Raw genomic sequence first — 18,528 nt, forward strand, 5'->3', positions numbered from 1 at the left:
CTCCCATGAAACTCCCCGAACTTGCCGATTATCTTGCCTCACCGTCCCGGCTCAGAGCCCTGTGCCAGATGCTGGGCATCAGTGAAGAAGCGCTGGAAGATGGAGAAGTGGCCATTTACATGGAAAACTCGCTGAATCTGGAGTCGGAAGTAAGGCTGTTCGAGGCCGCTGAAACGGACGACCTGCTGGAGTTTCAAAAGGATGGAGTTCAGTACCGCTACATGTTGGAGGCAAACCTGGCTGCCGAGTTGCTCGAAGGAGCAAAAGGCAGCGGTCCTCTGGCAAAAGCGGAACGTGTGCTGCATTACGCCATCTATGATGCGTAACCAAAGCCCGCGCTGAGCTCCGCTGCTTTGTTCCAAGCCCGGCGCGTCGGTCTGACGCGCCGGGCTTTCGTTTTGGGTGTTATCCGGCCGGTCAACATCCAATTCCGGCCCCAGTCAAAGGCAATATCCCTTTCCCCGAGCAGCAGGATTAACTATATTTGTAGCCCCCGCTTCGCATCGTGCTGTTTCTCACCACCATATTGCCCCGTCTGCGCTTCACCCTGCTGGCCGCTACCCTGCTGCTGGTCGTGGGGCTGAACAACCAGGCCGTAGCCACCTTCCGCGTCGCGGCCAAGGCGGGCGCGCCGGTGCGGGTGACGGGCGCGCCCAAGGGCACGGTGGTGAAGCAGAAGGTGATGCTGGAAGCCACCAGCCAGCTCGGCCCCTGGCTGCAGCCCGCCGCCGAAGCCTGGGAGCCCGCGGCCCCCGTGGCCGTTACCCGAATTGCCTGGTTCCGGGCCACCGCGCCCGCCGTACGGCCCTCGGCCGTCCCCGACTGGTTCCGCACGCGCCTGCTGGAAGCGGCGCTGTCGCCGCACGCGCCCTAAGGGGCCGCGCGCCGGCCCCGGCTTTGGGCAAAGCCCGAACGGATGGCCGGTGAACGGGAGCAAGTCTACGGGACTTGCCTTAGCCGAAGAGGCGGCGCAAAGCCGCCGCCGCCGCTGAATTTCAACGGCCGCACCCCAACCCCCGCAATTCATTTACCCCTTTTTTCATGCGTAATAAAGGTATAGTCATTGCGCTGACGCTTATCGTGTCGGCGTTGTGCGTCTACTTCCTCTACTTCACGTTCGTCTCGCGGCGCGTGCAGGCCGATGCCGTGCGCTACGCCACCCACAACGGTGAAGTCAACCAACCCCAGCGCCAGCGCTACCTCGACTCGGTATGGCGCGCGCCCGTCACCAGCGTGCTCGGCGCCGATTACACCTACCGCGACGTGCGCGCCTCGGAGCTGGGCCTCGGCCTCGACCTGAAGGGCGGCATGCACGTGACGCTGGAAGTGTCGCCGGTGGAGATTGTGCGGGCCATGGCCGGCAACTCCAAGGATGCCAAGTTCAACCAGGCCCTGAGCCGCGCCCAGCAGCTGCAAAAGCAGAACCCGAGCACCTCGTTTACGGCCCTGTTTGGTCAGGCCTGGCGCGAAGTGGCCCCCGGCGACCGGCTGGCCCGCATCTTCGCCAACACCACCAACCGCAGCCGCAACATCGACGCCGGCACCACCGACGAGAAAGTGCTGCGCACCATCGACCAGGAAGTGGAAGAGGCCATTACCCGCGCCTTCACCATCCTGCGTACCCGCGTCGACAAGTTCGGCGTGAACCAGCCCAACATTCAGCGCGTGAAGGGCACGGGCCGCATCCAGGTGGAAATGCCCGGCGTGGACAACCCCGACCGTATCCGCAAGCTGCTGCAAAGCCAGGCCAAGCTGGAGTTCTGGGAAGTATGGAACATCGACGAAATCGGCCCGTTCCTGACCCAGGCCAACGAGCTGGTTATTGCCCAGGAAAAAGCCGCTAAAGCCGGCACCGCTACCCCGGCTGCCGCCATTCCCGGCGACACCTCCGCCACGGCCGCTACCGCTGCCGCCGACACCACCTCGCTGGCCGGCCAGCTGGCCAACAAAAACAAGGACGCCAAAGCCGCCGCCAAGGACACCAGCGCCGCCGCCCAGCAGGGCCAGGGCCTGTTCCGCTACCTGACGGCCGTGGGCCCCGGCACCCTGGGTGCCCGCCTGCGCGACACCGCCCGCGTGAACAAGCTGCTGGCCTCGCCCGAAGTACGCGCCGCGCTGCCCCCGAACCTGACCTTCCTGTGGAGCTTCAAGCCCGACGTAGTGGGCAAGGAGGAAATGCTGACCATCTACCCCATCCGCAAGTCGCGCGACGGGCAGGCCCCCATCGGCGGCGAAGTGGTAACCGATGCCCGCCAGGACTACGACCAGAGCGGCCAGCCGGAGGTATCGATGCAGATGAACCCCTCGGGCGCCAAGAAGTGGCAGAAGCTGACCGGTGCCAACGCCGGCCGCCAGGTGGCCATCGTGCTCGACGACCAGGTGCAGTCGGCCCCGCGCGTCAACGGCGAAATTGCCGGGGGCAACTCCAGCATCTCGGGCTCCTTCTCCATCGAAGAAGCACAAGACCTGGCCACCAAGCTGAAGTCGGGTACGCTGCCGGCTCCCACGCGCATCGTGGAAGAAGCCGTAGTGGGTCCTTCGCTCGGTCAGGAAGCCATCAACCAGGGCCTGTACTCCTCGCTGGCTGGTCTGGGCGTCATCATGCTGTTTATGGCCTTCTACTACGGCCGCGCCGGTCTGGTAGCCGATGCCGTGCTGCTCTTCAACATGTTCCTGATCCTGGGCGTACTGGCCCAGTTCAGCACGGCCCTCACGCTGCCCGGCATTGCCGGTATGATCCTGGTTATTGCTACCTCGGTTGACGCCAACGTGCTGATCTTCGAGCGGATTCGCGAAGAGCTCAACCACGGCCTCTCGCACAAGGACGCCATCAACAAGGGCTACTCGCGCGCCTTCACGGCCATCTTCGACACCAACGTCACCACGCTGATTATTGCCATCATCCTGGGCTTCTTCGGCACGGGTCCGGTGCAGAACTTCGCCGTGACGCTGGGCATCGGCGTGTTTACCTCGTTCCTCTCGGCCTTCTTCGTGTCGCGCCTCATCATCGAGTGGCTGATCAAGGGCAAGGAAACGACCCGCATCACCTTCTCGACCTTCCTCTCGCGCAACCTGTTCCAGAACGTGAACTTCGACATTGTGGGCAAGCGCTACCTGGCCTACGCCCTCTCGTCGTCGATCATCGTGATTGGCTTTATCCTGATGTTTATTCAGGGCGGCCCGAACCTGGGCGTGGACTTCCGCGGGGGCCGCGCCTACGTGGTGGACTTCAACAAGGAAATGGTGGCTTCCGACGTGCGGGAGCACCTGCACGAGGTGTTCCAGGACGCCGGCACCGAAGTGAAAACCTACGGCTCGCCCGACCGCCTGCGCATCACCACCGGCTACCTGGCCGATGACGAAAGCGTGGCCGCCGACCAGAAAGTGCGCGCCGCCCTCGACCGCGGCCTGCAGCAGTACGCCTCGTCTGCGCCGGTGGTGCAGAGCACCTCGAAAGTGGGCGCTACCATTGCCGACGACATCAAGAAGACCTCGGTGCTGAGCCTGGGCCTGACCCTGTTGGCCATCTTCGTGTACGTGCTTTTCCGCTTCGAGAAGTGGCAGTACTCGATGGCCGCCGTGGTGGCGCTGTTCCACGATGCCTTGTTCGTAATTGCCTGCTACCCGATTGCCCGGGCCCTGGGCATGAACCTGGAAATCGACCAGGTATTCGTGGCCGCTGTGCTCACGGTAATCGGTTACTCGATGAACGACACCGTGGTTATCTACGACCGGATCCGCGAGTACCTCAAGGAAAACCCCAGCCTGACCTTCGCGCAGGTGGTGAACCCGGCCCTGAACAGCACCTTCTCCCGCACGATGATTACCGCCACCACCATCCTGATGGTCGTGACGGTGCTCTTCTTCTTCGGCGGCGAGACGCTGCGCTCGTTCTCCTTCGCCATGATTGTCGGGATGATCATCGGGACGTACTCCTCGCTGTTCATTGCCGCCCCGCTTATCCTCGACACCTCGGCCGGCAAGGCCAAAGGCTCGGAGCCCGGCGCCCCGACCGATGCCGCCGCCCCCAAGCTGTCGACGGCCCTGCAATAAGGACCACGGATTTAGACGGATTATTGCGGATTCCACGGCTGTCGTGGACGATTGTAGTGGTGCCCCGGCTAATGCCGGGGCACCACTTTTTTTATCCGGCTGGCCAGCTTCAGCGAGGGCCGATGGTCAACAGGGAACAAGGGTGCGGCCCGGTCTTGACGGGCCGCGCCGCTTTGCTTTTGGCCCTCCGAGCCCCAGATTAAAACCCTTAATAAAATATTGACACTAGCTAATATTTTCTTTAACTATGAAGGTTGCTTCCCATGCGCAGGTACAGCCTAGTCGGCTGTTTTTCACTGCTTTCTTGCTTTCAGAACACGCGATGAAAAGCTTTGTGCCTGAATTTCATGTAGGTACATCATTTCACGGAATTTTAGCAACTATCAAGCAACCGTTTGGGCGCTGCCCCGCGAGTTGCCTGATGTAAACTTCCTCCCCGCCGTGTCCTCCGCTCAGCCCGACCACGACCCCGATTTGCTGCTTGGCCTGCTTGGCGGCTGCCAGCGGGCCGACCGCGGCAGCCAGCGCCGGCTCTATATGCTGTACTACAGCTACGCCATGGGCATCTGCCTGCGCTACGCCCGCACCCGCGACGAAGCCATGGAAGCCGTCAACGACGGGTTTATGAAGGTGTTCCGCGACGTGGCCCGCTTCGACACGACGAAGTACGACCAGCTGACCAGCACGTTCCGGGGGTGGCTGAAGCGCATCATGATTCACACCGCCATCGACCAGTACCGGGCCAGCGGCAAGCACCGCCTGCAACAATCCATCGACGACACGCCGGCCCTGCAGTACGCCGACGACCACTACACCGCCCTCGACGCGCTGAGCTACGACGAAATCATTGAGCTGGTCGGCCAGCTCACCCCCGGCTACCGGGCCGTGTTCAACCTCTACGTCATCGACGGCTACACCCACGAGGAAATTGCCAGCCAGCTGGGCATTTCGGTGGGTGCTTCCAAGTCCAATCTCTCCAAGGCCCGGGCCCACCTGAAAACCTTGCTCTTTAAAAACCGCCACCATGCATACGCCGGATCTATCGGATGAGGAACTCGACGCGCTGTTTCGGCAGGGCGCCGAGCGCTACCCCGAGGAGCTGAACCTGGGAGCGTGGGCGCGCATGGAGCAGCAACTGGACGAGGCCCGCGTGCAGCGGCTGGTCAACCGCAAGGTAGCCCGCCTGTTCGCGGCCGAAATCGGCATTGTGGCGGTGCTGCTGCTGCTCTGGGGCGGCTACCGCGAATACCTGCCGGCGGCAGCCGCACCGGCCACGAACGCGGCCGCGGCCAGCCCGGCCGCCCCCGGAGGGGCTGCAGCGGTGCGGAGTCGGGGCGGAGCAGTATCCGGCGCGGCGCACAAAACGGCCGCCGCGACACATGCCGCCCCCGCAAACGCCGCCTCAGCATCTTCCTCGTCCGCTGAATCGGCCGAGGTTGGAAATGCGGTGCCCGAACCGCTGCTTGCCAGCGCCGCCACCGGGGCGGTATCAGCCCCCGTCAACCTGGCTGCCGGGCCGGCCTCGCGCCGCAAAACGCGCCGCGTACCGCTGCCCGCAGTGGGCCTGACCGCCGCGGAGCCGGGCGCGGCAACGGACGCCGGCGAGGCCTCTGGCAGATCAACCGGCCCGCGGCACAGCCGCCGCCGGCACCAAGCAGAACCGAACGCGGCGCTACTAGCCGCGGGTACCGCGGGCCGGCAGGCCTTGGTGCCCAGCGCTGCCCGCCGTGAAAGGAATGCTCGGTGGCCGGGCAGCACCACTCAGGCCACGGGTGCCCCGCTGACTGAAGGTTCGGGGTTGGCTGTCGGGGAAACTGGCACGGGGAGCATTGCCGGCGACCGTAGCAACCGCGGCCCCGGGCACAACGGCGGGCAAGCCACTACGGCTTCGGCGGGCGCGCCGCCGCTGGCACTTAGCGGCAGTAACCACGAAGGAGCTTTGCCGCCGACCAGCGAACCGACAACGCTGGCTGCCCCGGGCGCCGCTACGGATGGCACCGCTACCGGTACCACGGCCGCCGGGGAGGTGGCCGACGACACCGCCGCTCTGCTGCCGCTGACGACCCCGTTGCAGCTGCAAGCAGCCGGGGAGCTGCCCACGGAGCTGCCCAGCGGCAGCATCGTACGGCGGCGTCCGCGGCCGTTTGTGCCTAGTCGCCTCTTCATCACCGGGCTCTACGCCCCGGAGCTGAGCACCGTGCGCCGCGCCGGCTTCGAGCGGCCGGGCCACAGCGCGGGCCTGCAGGTGGAGTACCTGCTGCGGCCGCGGCTGCGCCTGACCGTGGGCCTGCTCAGCTCGATGAAATACTACCGCGCCTCCAGCAAAGACTACGCCCCGGCGCGCCCCCCGCTGTACCCCATCGAGTACATTGACGCCACCTGTCGCATCACCGATATTCCCGTCAACCTGCGCTACGAGGCGTGGCAGGGCGTGCGGTACCGGGCCTTTGTCGGGGCGGGGCTGTCGTCGCTGCTGATGCGCGATGAGCAGTACCGCTACATCTACTCCGGCACCGCTTACACCTACACCCGGCAGGTCCGGAAAGGCTCCAAGCACCCGTTCAGCGTGGTGAACCTCTCGGCCGGGCTGGAGCGCCAACTCTCGCCGCGCTGGTCGGTGCAGGCCGAGCCCTACCTGAAGATGCCCCTGGGCGGGGTAGGGGCGGGCAAGGTGCGCCTGAGCAGCGGCGGCGTGTTTTTCGGCCTCAAATACGGCTTGTAACTCCTCATTCCACCGGGCGCGGGCCGTTGGTCCGGGCTACATTCCTTCACACCATGTTTTCACGGCATATGCCCCGCGTGGCGGGGGTGGCGGTGCGGCTGGCCCTGGCCGCCGGCGCCGGACTGGGCCTGAGCAGCTGCGCCTACCAGAACGAGCAGGAGCTGTTTGCCAGCGAGCAGCTCACCTGCGACACCGTCAGCGTCACCTACCGCGGCACCATTGCCCCGCTGCTGGCCCAGCACTGCCAGCGCTGCCACGGGCCCACCCGCGCCGAGAGCGGGGTGGTCGTCACGGCCCACCACGACGTGCAGACGCTGGGCCGCACCGGCCAGCTGCTGGGCGTGATTCAGCACAAGCCCGGCTACCCGGCCATGCCCGACGGCGGGCCCATGCTCGCCCCCTGCGACATCAACAAAGTCAAGATCTGGGTGCGCGCCGGCATGCCCGATAACTAAGTCTACCCTACCGCTCCCCACCATGAAACGCCTCTTCTCCCTGCTGGCTGCCGCCCTGCTGCTGGCCGCGCCCCTTTCGGCCCAGCAACGCTACACCACGCGCTCGGCCAGCATCGACTTCTTCTCCGATGCGCCGCTGGAAGACATTTCGGCGAAGAACACCCAGGTCACGGCCGCCATCGACCTGCTCAGCCAGCAGCTGGCCTTCGTGGCGACGATGAAGGACTTTGCGTTTCCCGACGGGCTGATGCAGGCGCACTTCAACGAGAACTTCGTGGAGTCGGAGAAGTACCCGCGCGCCACCTTCAGCGGGCGGCTACTGGGCATTCCGGACGGCGGCCTGCCCACCGCGGGCGTGGTGCCGGTGGAAGTGGAGGGCGACCTGACCATTCACGGCGTGAAGCGCCGCGTGCGGGTGCCGGGCACGCTGGAGTTTATCGACAAGCAGCTGGTGGCCAAAGCCAAATTCTCCGTGGCCCCGGCCGACTACAAGATTGACATTCCGAGCCTGATCAAGGAGCACATTGCCAAGTCCGTGGACATTACGGTGTACGCCGTGTGCAGCCCGCAGCTGGCCCCGCCCGTGTCGCAGCAGCAGGCCGCGCCGCCGACCCGCCCCTGATAACCTCGCCTGCCTTTTTCACTCCCTCCTCCGTCCGTATGCTTACTCTTTACCCCACGCCGCTGCGGCGGCTTGCGCTGAGCGGGACCCTGCTGCTGGGCCTGCACCTGACGGCCGCCGCCCAGGACGACCTGCTGCAGCAGCTGGAGCAGCAAGCCACTACCCAGACCAAGCCCGACTTCGCCACCGCTACCTTCAAGGGCACGCGCATCGTCAACGGGCAGTCGGTGGAAACGCCGGCCAGCGGCTCCCTGCAGTTTCTGATCGGGCACCGCTTCGGGCAGCTCAACAGCGGCGCCTACAACTTCTTCGGGCTCGACCAGGCCACCATCCGGCTCGGGCTGGAATACGGGCTGAACGACCGGCTGGCCGTGGGCCTCGGGCGCAGCTCCCTGGACAAGACCTTCGACGGCTTCGTGAAGTACAAGGCGCTGCGGCAGCACTCGGGCCCCCGCGCCGTGCCCGTCACGCTCACCTTGCTGGCCACCAGCACCATCACCACGCTGAAGTTTCCCGTGGGGGCCGACCGCAGCACGGCCGCGCGCATGGCCTACAGCTACCAGGCGCTGCTGGCGCGCAAGTTCAGCCCCGGCCTCTCGGCCCAGCTGATGCCCACGCTGGTACACCGTAACCTGGTGCCCCAGCCCGGCGACGACAACGACGTGTACGCCGTGGGCGGGGCCGTGCGGCAGAAGCTCACCAAGCGCATTGCCCTCACGGCCGAGTACTACTACGTGCTGTCGGAGGCCACCGCGCAGCAGGCGCGCAACCCACTGGCCGTGGGCTTCGACATCGAAACCGGCGGGCACGTGTTTCAGCTGCACTTCACCAACGCCCAGGGCATGGTCGACCCGCTGTTCATTCCGCGTACCACCGGCAACTTCTTCGAGGGCGACATTTTCTTCGGCTTCAACATCAGCCGCTCCTTCGGGCTGAACCACCGCAAACCGTAACCTCACCCTGTGGCGCGAACCACTGGCTCGCGGAGGGCAGCCCGGTTTGTAATCCGAGTGTCGGCCGTGCCGCCCTTACGCGGGCCAGCCAGCTCAGCTGACGGTTCGCGCTACAGTTTTCCAGACGGGAAGCTCCGTTTCGGGTGTCCGGCCGCCAATGGAGGAGGCGGGCGGACGTCCGGACGCACGACGCGGCCGCGCCGTGCGTAACGGAGCTTCCCCATGAAGCAGGAAAGCCCGGCCAACTGGCCGGGCTTTCCTGGGTCTGGTACGGCGGAGCGGGGGCCGCCCGAAGCATCGGCGAAATCCGCCGGACTTCGGGGGTTAGAAAGAAGCCGTGATGCCTTCAGCCACCACTTCCTTTACTTCGGGCACCATGCGCTTGAGCAGGTTTTCGATGCCCGATTTCAGGGTGACGGTGGCCGAGGGGCAGCCCGAGCAGGAACCCTGCAGATTCACCGTCACGATGCCGTCGTTGTAGCTCTTGAAGGTGATGTTGCCCCCGTCCTGCTCCACGGCGGGGCGCACGTAGTTGTCGAGCAGGTCGATGATTTTCTGGGCCGTGGCCTGGTCTTCGGCCGAGCCGGCGGCCCCGGCGGCTTCCTGCTGGGCGGCGCGCTGGCCCGCCACCGGATCGACGAGGAAGATGGGCCCGCCCGACTCCACGTAGGACTTCAGGAAGGTGCGCAGCTCCGGAATCAGGTGCGTCCAGGTCAGGTCCGAGCTTTTGGTCACCGTCACGAAGTTCTGGGCCAGGAACACCCGGCTCACGTAATCGAACTTGAACAGCTCCTGGGCCAGCGGCGAGTTGGCGGCGGCAGCGGGGTCGGGGTAATCCACGCTCACCCCGTCGCTGAGCAGCTGGGTGTTGAGCACGAATTTCATCGACTCGGGGTTCGGGGAGGCTTCGGCGTAGATGGACACCGAGCCGGCGGGGGCGGTAGTATTCATGGTTGAGACTGTGCTGCTTAGAGACGAAGGGAAGGCCGCAGGGAAGCGGAACTGGTGTATAACCGCAACCACGCCCCGCTGGTTGCAAAGGTAGCAGATTGCGGCCGGCCGGTAGGCCAAAATACCGGCCGGCGGGTATGGCGGCGAGGCGGCCGCGGCCGGTAGTTTTGGCCTCCGCCATTTCCCCGCTTGCCATGCTGCTGCGCCTGTTGTTGCTACTGAACCTGGGTCTGCTGGCCGCGGCGGCCGCCCCGGCCCAAAACCTGGTGCCCCGCCTGATTCTGGAAGAAGACTTCCGCGACAACCACCGCAACTGGCCCACCGGGCGCGTGGGCAACGCCGATTTTCGCCTGCGCCGCGGCGAATACGTGGCCCAGGCCCGCGGCAACGACAACAACACCAGCGTGGCGCTCATTGCCGTGCCCGAGCTGGCGCAGGCCCCCGACTTCATCATCGAAGCCGAGCTGAGCACCACCAACGCCGGCTGCCTGGCCTGGGGCGCCAGCGGCCGCGACAACATGCGCCTGTTTGGAACCATGAGCGAGCATCGGTTTGCCGTGTGCGGCTGGCGCGAGGGCAAGTTCTTCTCCACCAACGGCGACAACGCCTACTCGGCCGCCGTGGGCCGCCAGACCGGCTGGCACACGCTGCGCGTGGAGCGTCGGGGCAGCCAGGTCACGTATTTCGTCAACGGCACGCGGGTGTGGGCGCAGGAGCGGCCCAAGCTGCTGGGCACCGGCGTGGGCCTGGAAACCAATCTGGGCGCCGAGTCGCGGCTGCGTAATCTGCGCATCTGGGTGCTGGAGCCCGCCCCGCCCACGCCGGCTGCCGCCGCCCCCGACGTGGCTGCCCCCGCCACGGCCAGCGCCCCGGCCGCCGGGGCCGCCGCGCCGCCCGCCGCCCCCGAAGCGGCCGACGCGGCCGCAGCACTGGCCGCGCCGCTGCGCACCGGGCAGCGCCTGGCGTTGCGCAACGTGTTTTTCGTGCAGGGCAAGCCGGAGCTGCTGGGCGACTCGAAGCCGGAACTGGCGCGGCTGGCCAAGGCCCTGCGCGAGCAGCCCGCCCTGCGCGTCCGGCTGGAAGGCCACACCGACAACCAGGGGCCCGAGGACAAAAACCGCCTGCTGAGCGAGCAGCGGGCCGAGGCCATCAAGCACTTCCTGGTGAAGTACGGCGTGGCGGCCGAGCGGCTCGAAACGGCCGGCTACGGCCCCAGCCGCCCGGTGGCCGCCAACGACACCGAGGCCAACCGCCGCCGCAACCGCCGCGTGGAGTTTGTGGTGCTGGGCCAGTAGGCGGGGCGGCCGCGCATCCGGGCGGGGCGCCGGCCCGTAGCTTAGGGCCATGAAGCCGCTTGCCCCGCGCCTGAGTAGTGCCCTGTTCCGCCCCGTCGACATTGCCTGGCTGGTGTACCTGCGCCTGGGCGCGGGCTTTCTACTGGCCTTGGAGCACGGCGGCGCCTTTGTGTGGGGGCGGGTGCGCAACTACACCGCCCCGCGCTTTCACCTGCGCTACCTCGGCTGGGAGTGGCTCCCGCACCCGCCCCCGGGCGTCATCTACGGCCTTTACGCGCTGATCGTGGCCGCCGGCATTGCCGTGGCCGCGGGCTGGCGCTACCGCTGGGCCGCCGCGCTGCTCAGCCTGGGCTACGCGGCGCTGCTGCTGCTGGAAGAAACCGAGTACATCAACCATTTCTACCTCTACGCGCTGCTGGCGGCCGTGCTGGCCCTGCTGCCCGCCCACCGCGCCGCCTCGGCCGACGTGCGCGCCGGCCGCGTGGCCCCCGCCGCCACCGTGCCGGCCTGGATGCGGGCCGTCGTCCTGTTTCAGATCGGGCTGGTTTACGTATTTGCCGCCCTGGCCAAGCTCAACCCCGACTGGCTGGCCGCCCGCCCGCTCACCGTGTGGCTGGCGGCCAAGGCGCAGTATCCGCTGGTGGGCGGGCTGCTGGCGCAGCCGGCCACGGCCTGGCTGATGAGCTACGGCGGCATTGCCTTCGACGCGCTGGTGGTGCCGCTGCTGCTGTGGCGCCGCACCCGGGCCGGGGGCTTCGCCTGGGCGGCCCTGTTTCACCTGCTGAACGTGGTGGTGTTCGGCCTGGGTACCTTTCCGTGGGTGGCGCTGCTGCTCACCAGCCTGTTCTTCGCCCCCAATTTTCCGCGCCGGCTGCCGGGCTTCGTGGGGCGCTGGTTCCGCAGCCGGGTGCTGGCCGCCGCGCCGCGCCGCGTTTCGGGGCCCGCGGCGCTGCCCCCGCTGCGCACGCGCCGCCGGGTGCTGGCCGGCCTGGCCGCCTTCGGGGCGGTGCAGCTGTTGCTGCCGCTGCGCCACTTGCTGTACCCGGCCGACGCGCACTGGACCGAGGAAGGCCACCGCTTCAGCTGGCACCTGATGCTGCGCGCCAAGCAGGGCTGGGCCCGTTTTCGGGTGCGCCTGCCCGATGGCCGCGAGGAGCTGGTGCTGCCCGAGCAGTACCTGACGCCCAACCAGGCCCGCAAGCTCGTCGACAGCCCCGACCTGCTGCTGCAGTTTGCCCACCTGCTGGCCCGGGACTACCGCCGGCGCGGCCTGGCGCCCGTAGCCGTATACTGCGACTCCCACCTGAGCCTCAACGGCCACCCGTACCGCCCGCTGGTCAGCCCGCGGCTGAACCTGCTCACCCAGCGGCGCGGCTGGGGGCACTACGCCTGGGTGCTGCCGGGGCCGGGGGAGTAGGAGCACATTAAGCCGCGCGCCGCCCCAGAGTGGCCGGAGTCCCAAATTCCTTTTCCAGAGTTTCAAGTTTGAGCTGCCGGGAAAGCCGCAAATGCTCCGCTTGTAATGAATCCAGGTGCAGCTCCAGGTTCTGCAGGCGTTCTGCCATTTTCTGGGATGGACGGTGGTTGTATTGGCGTCGATGTCGAGCCAGAGCTTTGGTTTTGTCGGCAATGAGCTGCTCCAGGCTAGCCAGCAGCTTCTGCCGGGGCGTATCGGGCGGGGAAGGAGTGATGGTGGTTTTCATACCCCTCTGGTAGCCGAATGCCCACAAAAGTTTGAACGCTGCTTCAATTTTTTTTCCAGCCTACACCCGGCTCCCGCGGGCCCGCAGCAGCATATCGGCCAGCACCAGGGCGGTCATGGCGTCGACGATGGGCACGGCGCGCGGGAGCACGCAGGGGTCGTGGCGGCCGCGGCCGGCCAGCTCCACGGCCTGGCCCTGGTCGTCGATGGTCTGCTGGGGCTGCAGGATGGTAGCCACGGGCTTGAAGGCGACGCGGAAGTAGATGTCCTGCCCGTTCGAGATGCCGCCTTGAACGCCGCCGGAGTGGTTGGTGCGGGTGCGGACCTGCCCGGCTTCGTCGGTGTAAAAGGCGTCGTTGTGCTCCGAGCCGAACAAGAGCGTGCCGGCGAAGCCCGAGCCGTACTCGAAGCCCTTCACGGCGTTGATGCTCAGCATGGCCTTGCCCAGCTCGGCGTGCAGCTTGTCGAACACCGGCTCGCCCAGGCCGGCGGGCACGCCGCGCACCACGCCCGTCACCAGCCCGCCCACGGTGTCGTGCCGGTCGCGGGTCTGGCGGATCAGCTGGGCCATGCGCTCCGCGGTTTCGGGGTCGGGGCAGCGCACCGGGTTCGAGTCGATGAGCGCGAGGTTGAGCTGCTCATAGCCCACCGGCACGGCCACGGCCCCCACCTGCGACACGTAGCTCTGCACCGTGATGCCGTGCTGGCGCAGAAAAGCGGCGGCCACGGCCCCGGCGGCCACGCGGGCGGCCGTTTCGCGGGCCGAGCTGCGCCCGCCGCCGCGGTAGTCGCGGTGGCCGTACTTCTGGTCGTAGGTGTAGTCGGCGTGGGAGGGGCGGTAGGCGTGCTGAATGTGGGAGTAGTCGTGGCTGCGCTGGTCCTGGTTGCGAATCAGCAAAGCAATGGGCGTGCCCGTGCTCCGGCCCTCAAACAGCCCCGACAGCACCTCCACCTGGTCGGCCTCACTGCGCGGCGTGGTCAGCTCCGACTGGCCCGGCCGGCGGCGGTCCAGCGCGTGCTGAATATCGGCCACATCCACGGCCAGCCCGGCCGGGCAGCCGTCGATAATCACGCCGATGCCGGGGCCGTGCGACTCGCCGAAGGTGCTAATGCGAAACAGAGTGCCGTAGGAATTGCTCATGGGGACAAAGGTAGACGGCGGATGCCGGTGATGCTTCGCGGATGCCATTGATGCGGCTACACCGGCCGTCATTGCGCGCGACGCGAAGCAGTCGGTCCTGGCCAATGTGCCAACCAATGAATAAGCACCGCCAGAAACTTGCTTCTGCGGCTTCGGGTGGTTCTGTTTTCGTGCTGATGCGTTTTCGGTGGCAGGGATTGAATCGGCGGTGCTACCGCAGGAAGGATCGGCTGCGCCTTGCGGCGGGTGCTTCGCTTCGTTCGCAATGACCGCGAGGTGGTCGTCGGCCTTTCCTGGCGTATCTGCGTACTGCCAGGCGTTACCGTTCGTCATGCTCCCTCTTCACCGCTGCCTGATTCTCGCCTGTTTGCTTTTGGGCCTCAGCCAGCGCGCCCGCGCCCAAACCAGCCCGCCGCCCCGCTACGACCGCGCCTTCCAGACCTGGTACAACTACACCGGCGACCATCAGCTCACCGATTTCTGGGGCCTGCACACCGAAGCCCAGCTGCGGCGCGCCGACCTGCTGCCCCGGCGCCAGCAGCTGCTGCTGCGCCTGGGCCTGAATCAACACTGGTCGGATAAGCTGCAGACGGCCGCTGGCTACACCTTTCTGCGCACCTATCCCTACGGCGAGTTTCCGGAAGGCCACAGCCGGGAACACCGCGCCTACGAGGAAGTGCAGCTGGCCGACACGCTGGGCCGCCTGGCGCTGGGCCACCGCTTTCGGCTGGAGCAGCGCTGGATTCGGGCCGACGGCGAGGCCGGCCCCACGTTCCAGAACCGCGCCCGGTACCAGTTCAGCGCGCAGCTGCCGCTGCAGGGCCGCCGCCTCGACCCGAAGGAATTCTACCTCACGGCTTATGACGAGCTGTTCGTCGGCTTCGGGCGGAATGTGGATTTTCCATTCAACCAGAACCGCCTTTACGCCGCCCTGGGCCGGCAATTCACCAGCGCCGCCAGCACCGAGCTGGGCTACATGTACCACGTCAAAGCCCACGGCGACGGGCGCACCTTCGAGCGGAACCACACGCTGTACCTGGCCCTGACCTACGACCTGGACTTGCGCGGGAAGTAGCGCGAACGGAAAGTGGGCGCTACTCAGATGATCAGCCGCACGCCGCCCAGCTCGGAAATCTGGTAGGGAAACTGGTCGCCGGGGGAGCCGATGAACATGAAGTTTTTCGGAATGCCCCACTCGCGCGACAACTCGTCAATCAGCTCGGGGCCGAACTTGCCCTGCCGGGTCACAAACTCCACCTCGATCTGCTCGTAGGCGCGGTCGAGCACGCGCACGTCGGTGAGCAGCTCGGGCGCCACCTGCTCGCCCTCGCGCAGCAGCGTCACGATTTTGAGACGGGTGGTAAATTCGTTTTCCACCACGTAGGTCATCACCTTGTTGAGGTTGGACACGTTGTCGCCCTTGGTGAAAAACACGAACTCCTGCTGGTTCAGCTCGCGTAGCATGCGCCGCACCGTGAGCCGCCCGAAGCGCGACCAACTGCCGTAGCGCTCCGAGAGGCGCTGAATGCCGTGCAGGATCAGCTTCAGAATGGCCACGCGCTCCAGCATCACCACCACCAGCAGCATGGTGGGCACGAAGTACTGCAGAAACACCACCAGGAAATCCGGGTGCAGCTTGATGTTGCCGAACAGCCCCACCACCACGCCCAGCAAGGCCAGCACCACCGTTGGAATGGTGGCGTAGACGGGCCGGGGCAGGCGCCGCCGCTTGCCCTTCAGCAGGAAGTTGCCGATGGCGAAGAAGGCCATGACCGAGAGAAAGGAAATGGTGTAGACACCCGCCAGCGGCCCCAGCTGCCCGCGCGTGATGAGCAGGATGCTGATGCAAAGCACGAAAAAGCTGAGGAGAATGATGTAGTTGCTGCCGCGGCCGTTTTCCTTCAGGAAGCTCTGCGGCCAGATGCGGTCCAGGGCCATGCGCTTCATCAGCCCGCTCACGCCCACGAAGGACGTGAGCACGGCCCCGCTGAGCACGGCCACCGCGTCGATGGAAATGAGGGCGGCCAGCCAGCGGCCCCCGGCCACCTGCCCGAGGTGGGAGAGGAGCGTTTCGGTGTGCTGGCCCACCGTGACGAGCGGCAGCACGCCCACGGCCAGCAGGGCCAGCACCGGGTTGAAAAAGCTCACCACCACCCACATGTTGCGCAGCGTTTTCAGGAACACGCCCGGCGCCTGCTCCTCCACGAAGTTGGCCGAGCTTTCGAAGCCCGAAATGCCGAGCATGGCCGCGCTGAACCCGTAGAACAGGGCCGTGGCCAGGCTGCCCTTGAGCGGCGCCTGGAAGTTCAGCTCCAGCGTGCCCAGGCCGTGCGTGCTCAGGTACCAGCCGGCCACGCCCACCAGCAGGGTGAGCGTGGCCAGGTGCGCCAGGAAAATCACCACCGCCACCTTCGCCGACTCCGACATGCCCAGCAGCGTGAGCACCAGAAACAGGCCCAGCAGCCCGATGGTGGCCGGCAGCACCGGCAGGCCCTCCCAGAGCGCGTGCAGGTAGTGCATGGCCTCGCTGGCCGAAATAACCGCCGTGGCCATGTACGAGAGAATGGTGAGGGCCGCCGCCAGCGAGGCATTGCTCTTGCTGGTGGTGTTCAGCAGCACGTTGTAGGCCCCGCCGTTCAGCGGCAGCGCGCCCACCACCTCGCCGTAGATTTTGCGGAACAGGAACAGCACCGCCGCCACCAGCAGCAGCGCCAGCCAGGCGTACTGCCCGGCGTAGGTAATGGCCAGGGCCGACACGTAGAGGCACGACGAGGAAATGTCGTTGCCGCAGATGGCGGTGGCTTCCAGCTCGTTTAGTTTGGTGTGCGTGCTCATAGGTGACGGAGGGTAGGAGAGGGGGGCAGGAGCGTTGCGACTTATACGGCTGGGGCGGTGCGGTGGAAACCACCTGCCGCACTGCCGGGCTAAATAAAGTAACCGCCCGCAAGCACAAAGCCTACGAGCGGTTGCGGATAGTCAAAATGTACGGCTCGGCTGCCTATTCCAGCACCAACCGGCAGACCTGCACCCCACCGACGCCGCGCAGCTGCAGCAGATAACTGCCCGGCGCCAGCCCGGCGGTGGCAACCACCGCGCTGCTGCTGCCCACGGAGACGGGCTGCGTCCGCAGTACCTGGCCCAGGGCGTTGAGTACGACCAGCTTGGTGCCCGCCACGGCGGGCCGGGCCCAGTTCAGCTGCGGCGCCGCGCCGGGCCGACTGGGGTGGGGGTAGAGGCTGAGCGGCCCGAACGCGGCCGCCGCCTTGGTCGATAGCACGGAGCTGCCGAAGCGCACCAGAAACACCGTGCCCGCTGGAAGAAGGGTGTCGCCCAGCGCGATGGTGCCGCCGCTGCCAGTGGAAAACCCCGTGGCGTAGACGTTGCCCGCCGCATCGGTGGTCACATCGTTCATGCCTTGATTCGCCGCGAGTCGTTCGTGGCGCAGCCACTGGGCACTGCCCTGCGGCGAGTAGCGCGCCACGTACAGGTCGGAGACGAGCGAAGGAGCGGTGGTGCTCAGCTGATCGGCGCTCAGGCTGCCCAGAAACGAGCCGCCTACCACCGCGTTGCCGCTGGCATCCACGCCCAGGCCGCTGATAAAGACGCTGGTGCCGACCAGCTGCCGTAGCCACTGCTGGTTGCCCTGGGCATCGTAGCGGATCAGCACGCCGTGCGAAGAGCGGTTGGGCGCTACCACGCGGGTCCCCTCAAAATCGACGGTGTCGCTGAGGCCACAGGCCAGGTATACCGCGTTGCCGTGGGCCCGCAGGCCTCTGACGGAGGGTATATCCGAGCTGACGTAGGGTACATTGGGGCCCGGCGCGGCAAAGATCTTGGCCCATTGCACCTGCCCCTGCGCGGAGTAGCGCGCCAGAAAGCCGTTGCGCCAGGCGCGGGCCAGCTGAATGCTCCCGAAGCGGGCCGTGGTGTGAAAGCTGCCCCCCAGCCACACGTTGCCGTTGGCGTCTGCCGTTACGGCGGTGGCATCGGCGCCCGCCGCCAGCTGCGTCCACTCGGGCGTACCGGCCGCGCTGTATTTCTGCAGAAACGTGTTGGCGCCGGCAACATTCGGGAACTGCCCGCCGACGGCCGCCACGTACACCTCGCCCCCACTACCGAGGGCAATGCTCCGGCCTGCGGGATACAGGCCCTGAATGGCCCCGATAGCGCGGCCCCACACCACGTTGCCCTGCGGCCCGTACTTGACGACAAAGCCGCCCGATGGCAGCGTCAGCCCCCCGGTCGACAGGCCATTCAGACTGTTGCCGGTCACCCAGAGGTTGCCGGCCGCATCGGCTGCCATGGCATTAATGCCCCCGGTCATGGGCTGCGTCCAGCGCTGCCGGCCCTGGGCCGTGAAGGCCACCACGTTCCCGTTGTCGACGGTATACACGTAGTCGGTGCCGCCAGTGGCCACCCGGGCTCCGCCTATGGGCCGGGCCCAGGCCGGTCCCGACTGCGCACGAACATCGGGGCTGAGCGGGAGCAGGCCCGCCAGTAGCAAACCAAAAAACAAACGCCGGGTAAAATGCTGCATGCAGGATGAATGTTAACGATGAAGTGCAACGGCGCCCAATTTTCGTACCAGAAGATGCCCCCCCCGCTCGAATATGCCTGCCGCCCAATACCTCCGC

Annotated in this window: 16 protein-coding genes; 11 read left to right on the forward strand and 5 right to left on the reverse strand. The window is 66.6% G+C overall.

Going from position 1 to position 18,528, the window contains the following annotated elements:
• The first annotated feature begins 5 nt into the window (after window positions 1-5).
• From DLM85_RS11845 to DLM85_RS11885, 8 genes are all read left to right on the forward strand, one after another.
• Entirely contained in the window at window positions 6-326 is a 321-nt protein-coding gene (locus tag DLM85_RS11845) for a hypothetical protein (RefSeq protein WP_133257024.1), read from the forward strand.
• 179 nt (window positions 327-505) lie between these two features.
• Window positions 506-874, forward strand: a complete 369-nt coding sequence (locus DLM85_RS11850; protein ID WP_111478317.1) for a hypothetical protein — start codon at window positions 506-508, stop codon at window positions 872-874.
• A gap of 167 nt (window positions 875-1,041) precedes the next feature.
• Window positions 1,042-4,053 (forward strand): protein translocase subunit SecDF, encoded by a 3,012-nt coding sequence (gene secDF, locus DLM85_RS11855; RefSeq protein ID WP_111478318.1) that lies wholly within the window; start codon window positions 1,042-1,044, stop codon window positions 4,051-4,053.
• 441 nt (window positions 4,054-4,494) lie between these two features.
• Window positions 4,495-5,103, forward strand: a complete 609-nt coding sequence (locus DLM85_RS11860; RefSeq protein ID WP_243635936.1) for an RNA polymerase sigma factor — start codon at window positions 4,495-4,497, stop codon at window positions 5,101-5,103.
• The gene (locus tag DLM85_RS25070; RefSeq protein ID WP_133257025.1) at window positions 5,078-6,775 is read left to right on the forward strand and encodes a hypothetical protein; all 1,698 of its coding nucleotides are present in this window, start codon (window positions 5,078-5,080) and stop codon (window positions 6,773-6,775) included. Before DLM85_RS11860 ends, DLM85_RS25070 begins: the two co-directional genes overlap by 26 nt.
• 53 nt (window positions 6,776-6,828) lie before the next feature.
• Complete coding sequence (locus DLM85_RS11875; protein ID WP_133257026.1) at window positions 6,829-7,230, forward strand: c-type cytochrome; 402 nt, start codon at window positions 6,829-6,831, stop codon at window positions 7,228-7,230.
• Between the two features lie 22 nt (window positions 7,231-7,252).
• Window positions 7,253-7,852, forward strand: a complete 600-nt coding sequence (locus DLM85_RS11880; RefSeq protein ID WP_111478322.1) for a YceI family protein — start codon at window positions 7,253-7,255, stop codon at window positions 7,850-7,852.
• A 38-nt stretch (window positions 7,853-7,890) separates the two neighbouring features.
• Entirely contained in the window at window positions 7,891-8,805 is a 915-nt protein-coding gene (locus DLM85_RS11885) for a DUF5777 family beta-barrel protein (protein WP_243635937.1), read from the forward strand.
• A gap of 324 nt (window positions 8,806-9,129) precedes the next feature.
• On the opposite strand, the gene DLM85_RS11890 is transcribed toward DLM85_RS11885, so the two are convergent.
• The gene (locus DLM85_RS11890) at window positions 9,130-9,756 is read right to left on the reverse strand and encodes a NifU family protein (RefSeq protein WP_111478323.1); all 627 of its coding nucleotides are present in this window, start codon (window positions 9,754-9,756) and stop codon (window positions 9,130-9,132) included.
• A 194-nt stretch (window positions 9,757-9,950) separates the two neighbouring features.
• Here DLM85_RS11890 and DLM85_RS11895 point away from each other — a divergent pair, with 194 nt between their 5' ends.
• Both DLM85_RS11895 and DLM85_RS11900 read left to right on the forward strand, forming a co-directional pair.
• Window positions 9,951-11,051 carry an OmpA family protein gene (locus DLM85_RS11895; RefSeq protein ID WP_111478324.1) on the forward strand — a complete coding sequence of 367 codons (1,101 nt, stop codon included), beginning with the start codon at window positions 9,951-9,953 and terminating at the stop codon, window positions 11,049-11,051.
• A 49-nt stretch (window positions 11,052-11,100) separates the two neighbouring features.
• Window positions 11,101-12,468, forward strand: a complete 1,368-nt coding sequence (locus DLM85_RS11900; RefSeq protein ID WP_111478325.1) for an HTTM domain-containing protein — start codon at window positions 11,101-11,103, stop codon at window positions 12,466-12,468.
• A gap of 7 nt (window positions 12,469-12,475) precedes the next feature.
• On the opposite strand, the gene DLM85_RS11905 is transcribed toward DLM85_RS11900, so the two are convergent.
• Entirely contained in the window at window positions 12,476-12,754 is a 279-nt protein-coding gene (locus DLM85_RS11905) for a hypothetical protein (protein ID WP_111478326.1), read from the reverse strand.
• 60 nt (window positions 12,755-12,814) lie between these two features.
• A complete protein-coding gene (gene aroC / locus DLM85_RS11910) occupies window positions 12,815-13,894 on the reverse strand; it encodes a chorismate synthase (protein WP_111478327.1) in 1,080 nt (359 codons plus the stop codon).
• A gap of 331 nt (window positions 13,895-14,225) precedes the next feature.
• Here aroC and DLM85_RS11915 point away from each other — a divergent pair, with 331 nt between their 5' ends.
• Entirely contained in the window at window positions 14,226-14,969 is a 744-nt protein-coding gene (locus tag DLM85_RS11915) for a DUF2490 domain-containing protein (protein ID WP_165822119.1), read from the forward strand.
• Between the two features lie 23 nt (window positions 14,970-14,992).
• Here DLM85_RS11915 and DLM85_RS11920 read toward each other — a convergent pair whose 3' ends face one another.
• Together DLM85_RS11920 and DLM85_RS11925 are read right to left on the reverse strand one after the other, a co-directional pair.
• Window positions 14,993-16,729 (reverse strand): APC family permease, encoded by a 1,737-nt coding sequence (locus DLM85_RS11920; protein ID WP_111478329.1) that lies wholly within the window; start codon window positions 16,727-16,729, stop codon window positions 14,993-14,995.
• A 163-nt stretch (window positions 16,730-16,892) separates the two neighbouring features.
• A complete protein-coding gene (locus DLM85_RS11925; RefSeq protein ID WP_133257027.1) occupies window positions 16,893-18,431 on the reverse strand; it encodes an NHL repeat-containing protein in 1,539 nt (512 codons plus the stop codon).
• Window positions 18,432-18,528 lie beyond the last annotated feature (97 nt).

The sequence above is a fragment of the Hymenobacter edaphi genome (assembly GCF_003258365.1).
Classification (GTDB): domain Bacteria; phylum Bacteroidota; class Bacteroidia; order Cytophagales; family Hymenobacteraceae; genus Solirubrum; species Solirubrum edaphi.

What these genes read in the sequence shown, in the direction of transcription:
- DLM85_RS11880 (WP_111478322.1), top strand. Translation starts at nt 7,253, where the DNA reads ATGAAACGCCTCTTCTCCCTGCTGGCTGCCGCCCTGCTGCTGGCCGCG.
- secDF (WP_111478318.1), top strand. Translation starts at nt 1,042, where the DNA reads ATGCGTAATAAAGGTATAGTCATTGCGCTGACGCTTATCGTGTCGGCG.
- DLM85_RS11905 (WP_111478326.1), bottom strand. Translation starts at nt 12,754, where the DNA reads ATGAAAACCACCATCACTCCTTCCCCGCCCGATACGCCCCGGCAGAAG.
- DLM85_RS11920 (WP_111478329.1), bottom strand. Translation starts at nt 16,729, where the DNA reads ATGAGCACGCACACCAAACTAAACGAGCTGGAAGCCACCGCCATCTGC.
- DLM85_RS11875 (WP_133257026.1), top strand. Translation starts at nt 6,829, where the DNA reads ATGTTTTCACGGCATATGCCCCGCGTGGCGGGGGTGGCGGTGCGGCTG.
- DLM85_RS11925 (WP_133257027.1), bottom strand. Translation starts at nt 18,431, where the DNA reads ATGCAGCATTTTACCCGGCGTTTGTTTTTTGGTTTGCTACTGGCGGGC.
- DLM85_RS11890 (WP_111478323.1), bottom strand. Translation starts at nt 9,756, where the DNA reads ATGAATACTACCGCCCCCGCCGGCTCGGTGTCCATCTACGCCGAAGCC.
- DLM85_RS11845 (WP_133257024.1), top strand. Translation starts at nt 6, where the DNA reads ATGAAACTCCCCGAACTTGCCGATTATCTTGCCTCACCGTCCCGGCTC.
- DLM85_RS11885 (WP_243635937.1), top strand. Translation starts at nt 7,891, where the DNA reads ATGCTTACTCTTTACCCCACGCCGCTGCGGCGGCTTGCGCTGAGCGGG.
- aroC (WP_111478327.1), bottom strand. Translation starts at nt 13,894, where the DNA reads ATGAGCAATTCCTACGGCACTCTGTTTCGCATTAGCACCTTCGGCGAG.
- DLM85_RS11900 (WP_111478325.1), top strand. Translation starts at nt 11,101, where the DNA reads ATGAAGCCGCTTGCCCCGCGCCTGAGTAGTGCCCTGTTCCGCCCCGTC.
- DLM85_RS11895 (WP_111478324.1), top strand. Translation starts at nt 9,951, where the DNA reads ATGCTGCTGCGCCTGTTGTTGCTACTGAACCTGGGTCTGCTGGCCGCG.
- DLM85_RS11915 (WP_165822119.1), top strand. Translation starts at nt 14,226, where the DNA reads ATGCTCCCTCTTCACCGCTGCCTGATTCTCGCCTGTTTGCTTTTGGGC.
- DLM85_RS25070 (WP_133257025.1), top strand. Translation starts at nt 5,078, where the DNA reads ATGCATACGCCGGATCTATCGGATGAGGAACTCGACGCGCTGTTTCGG.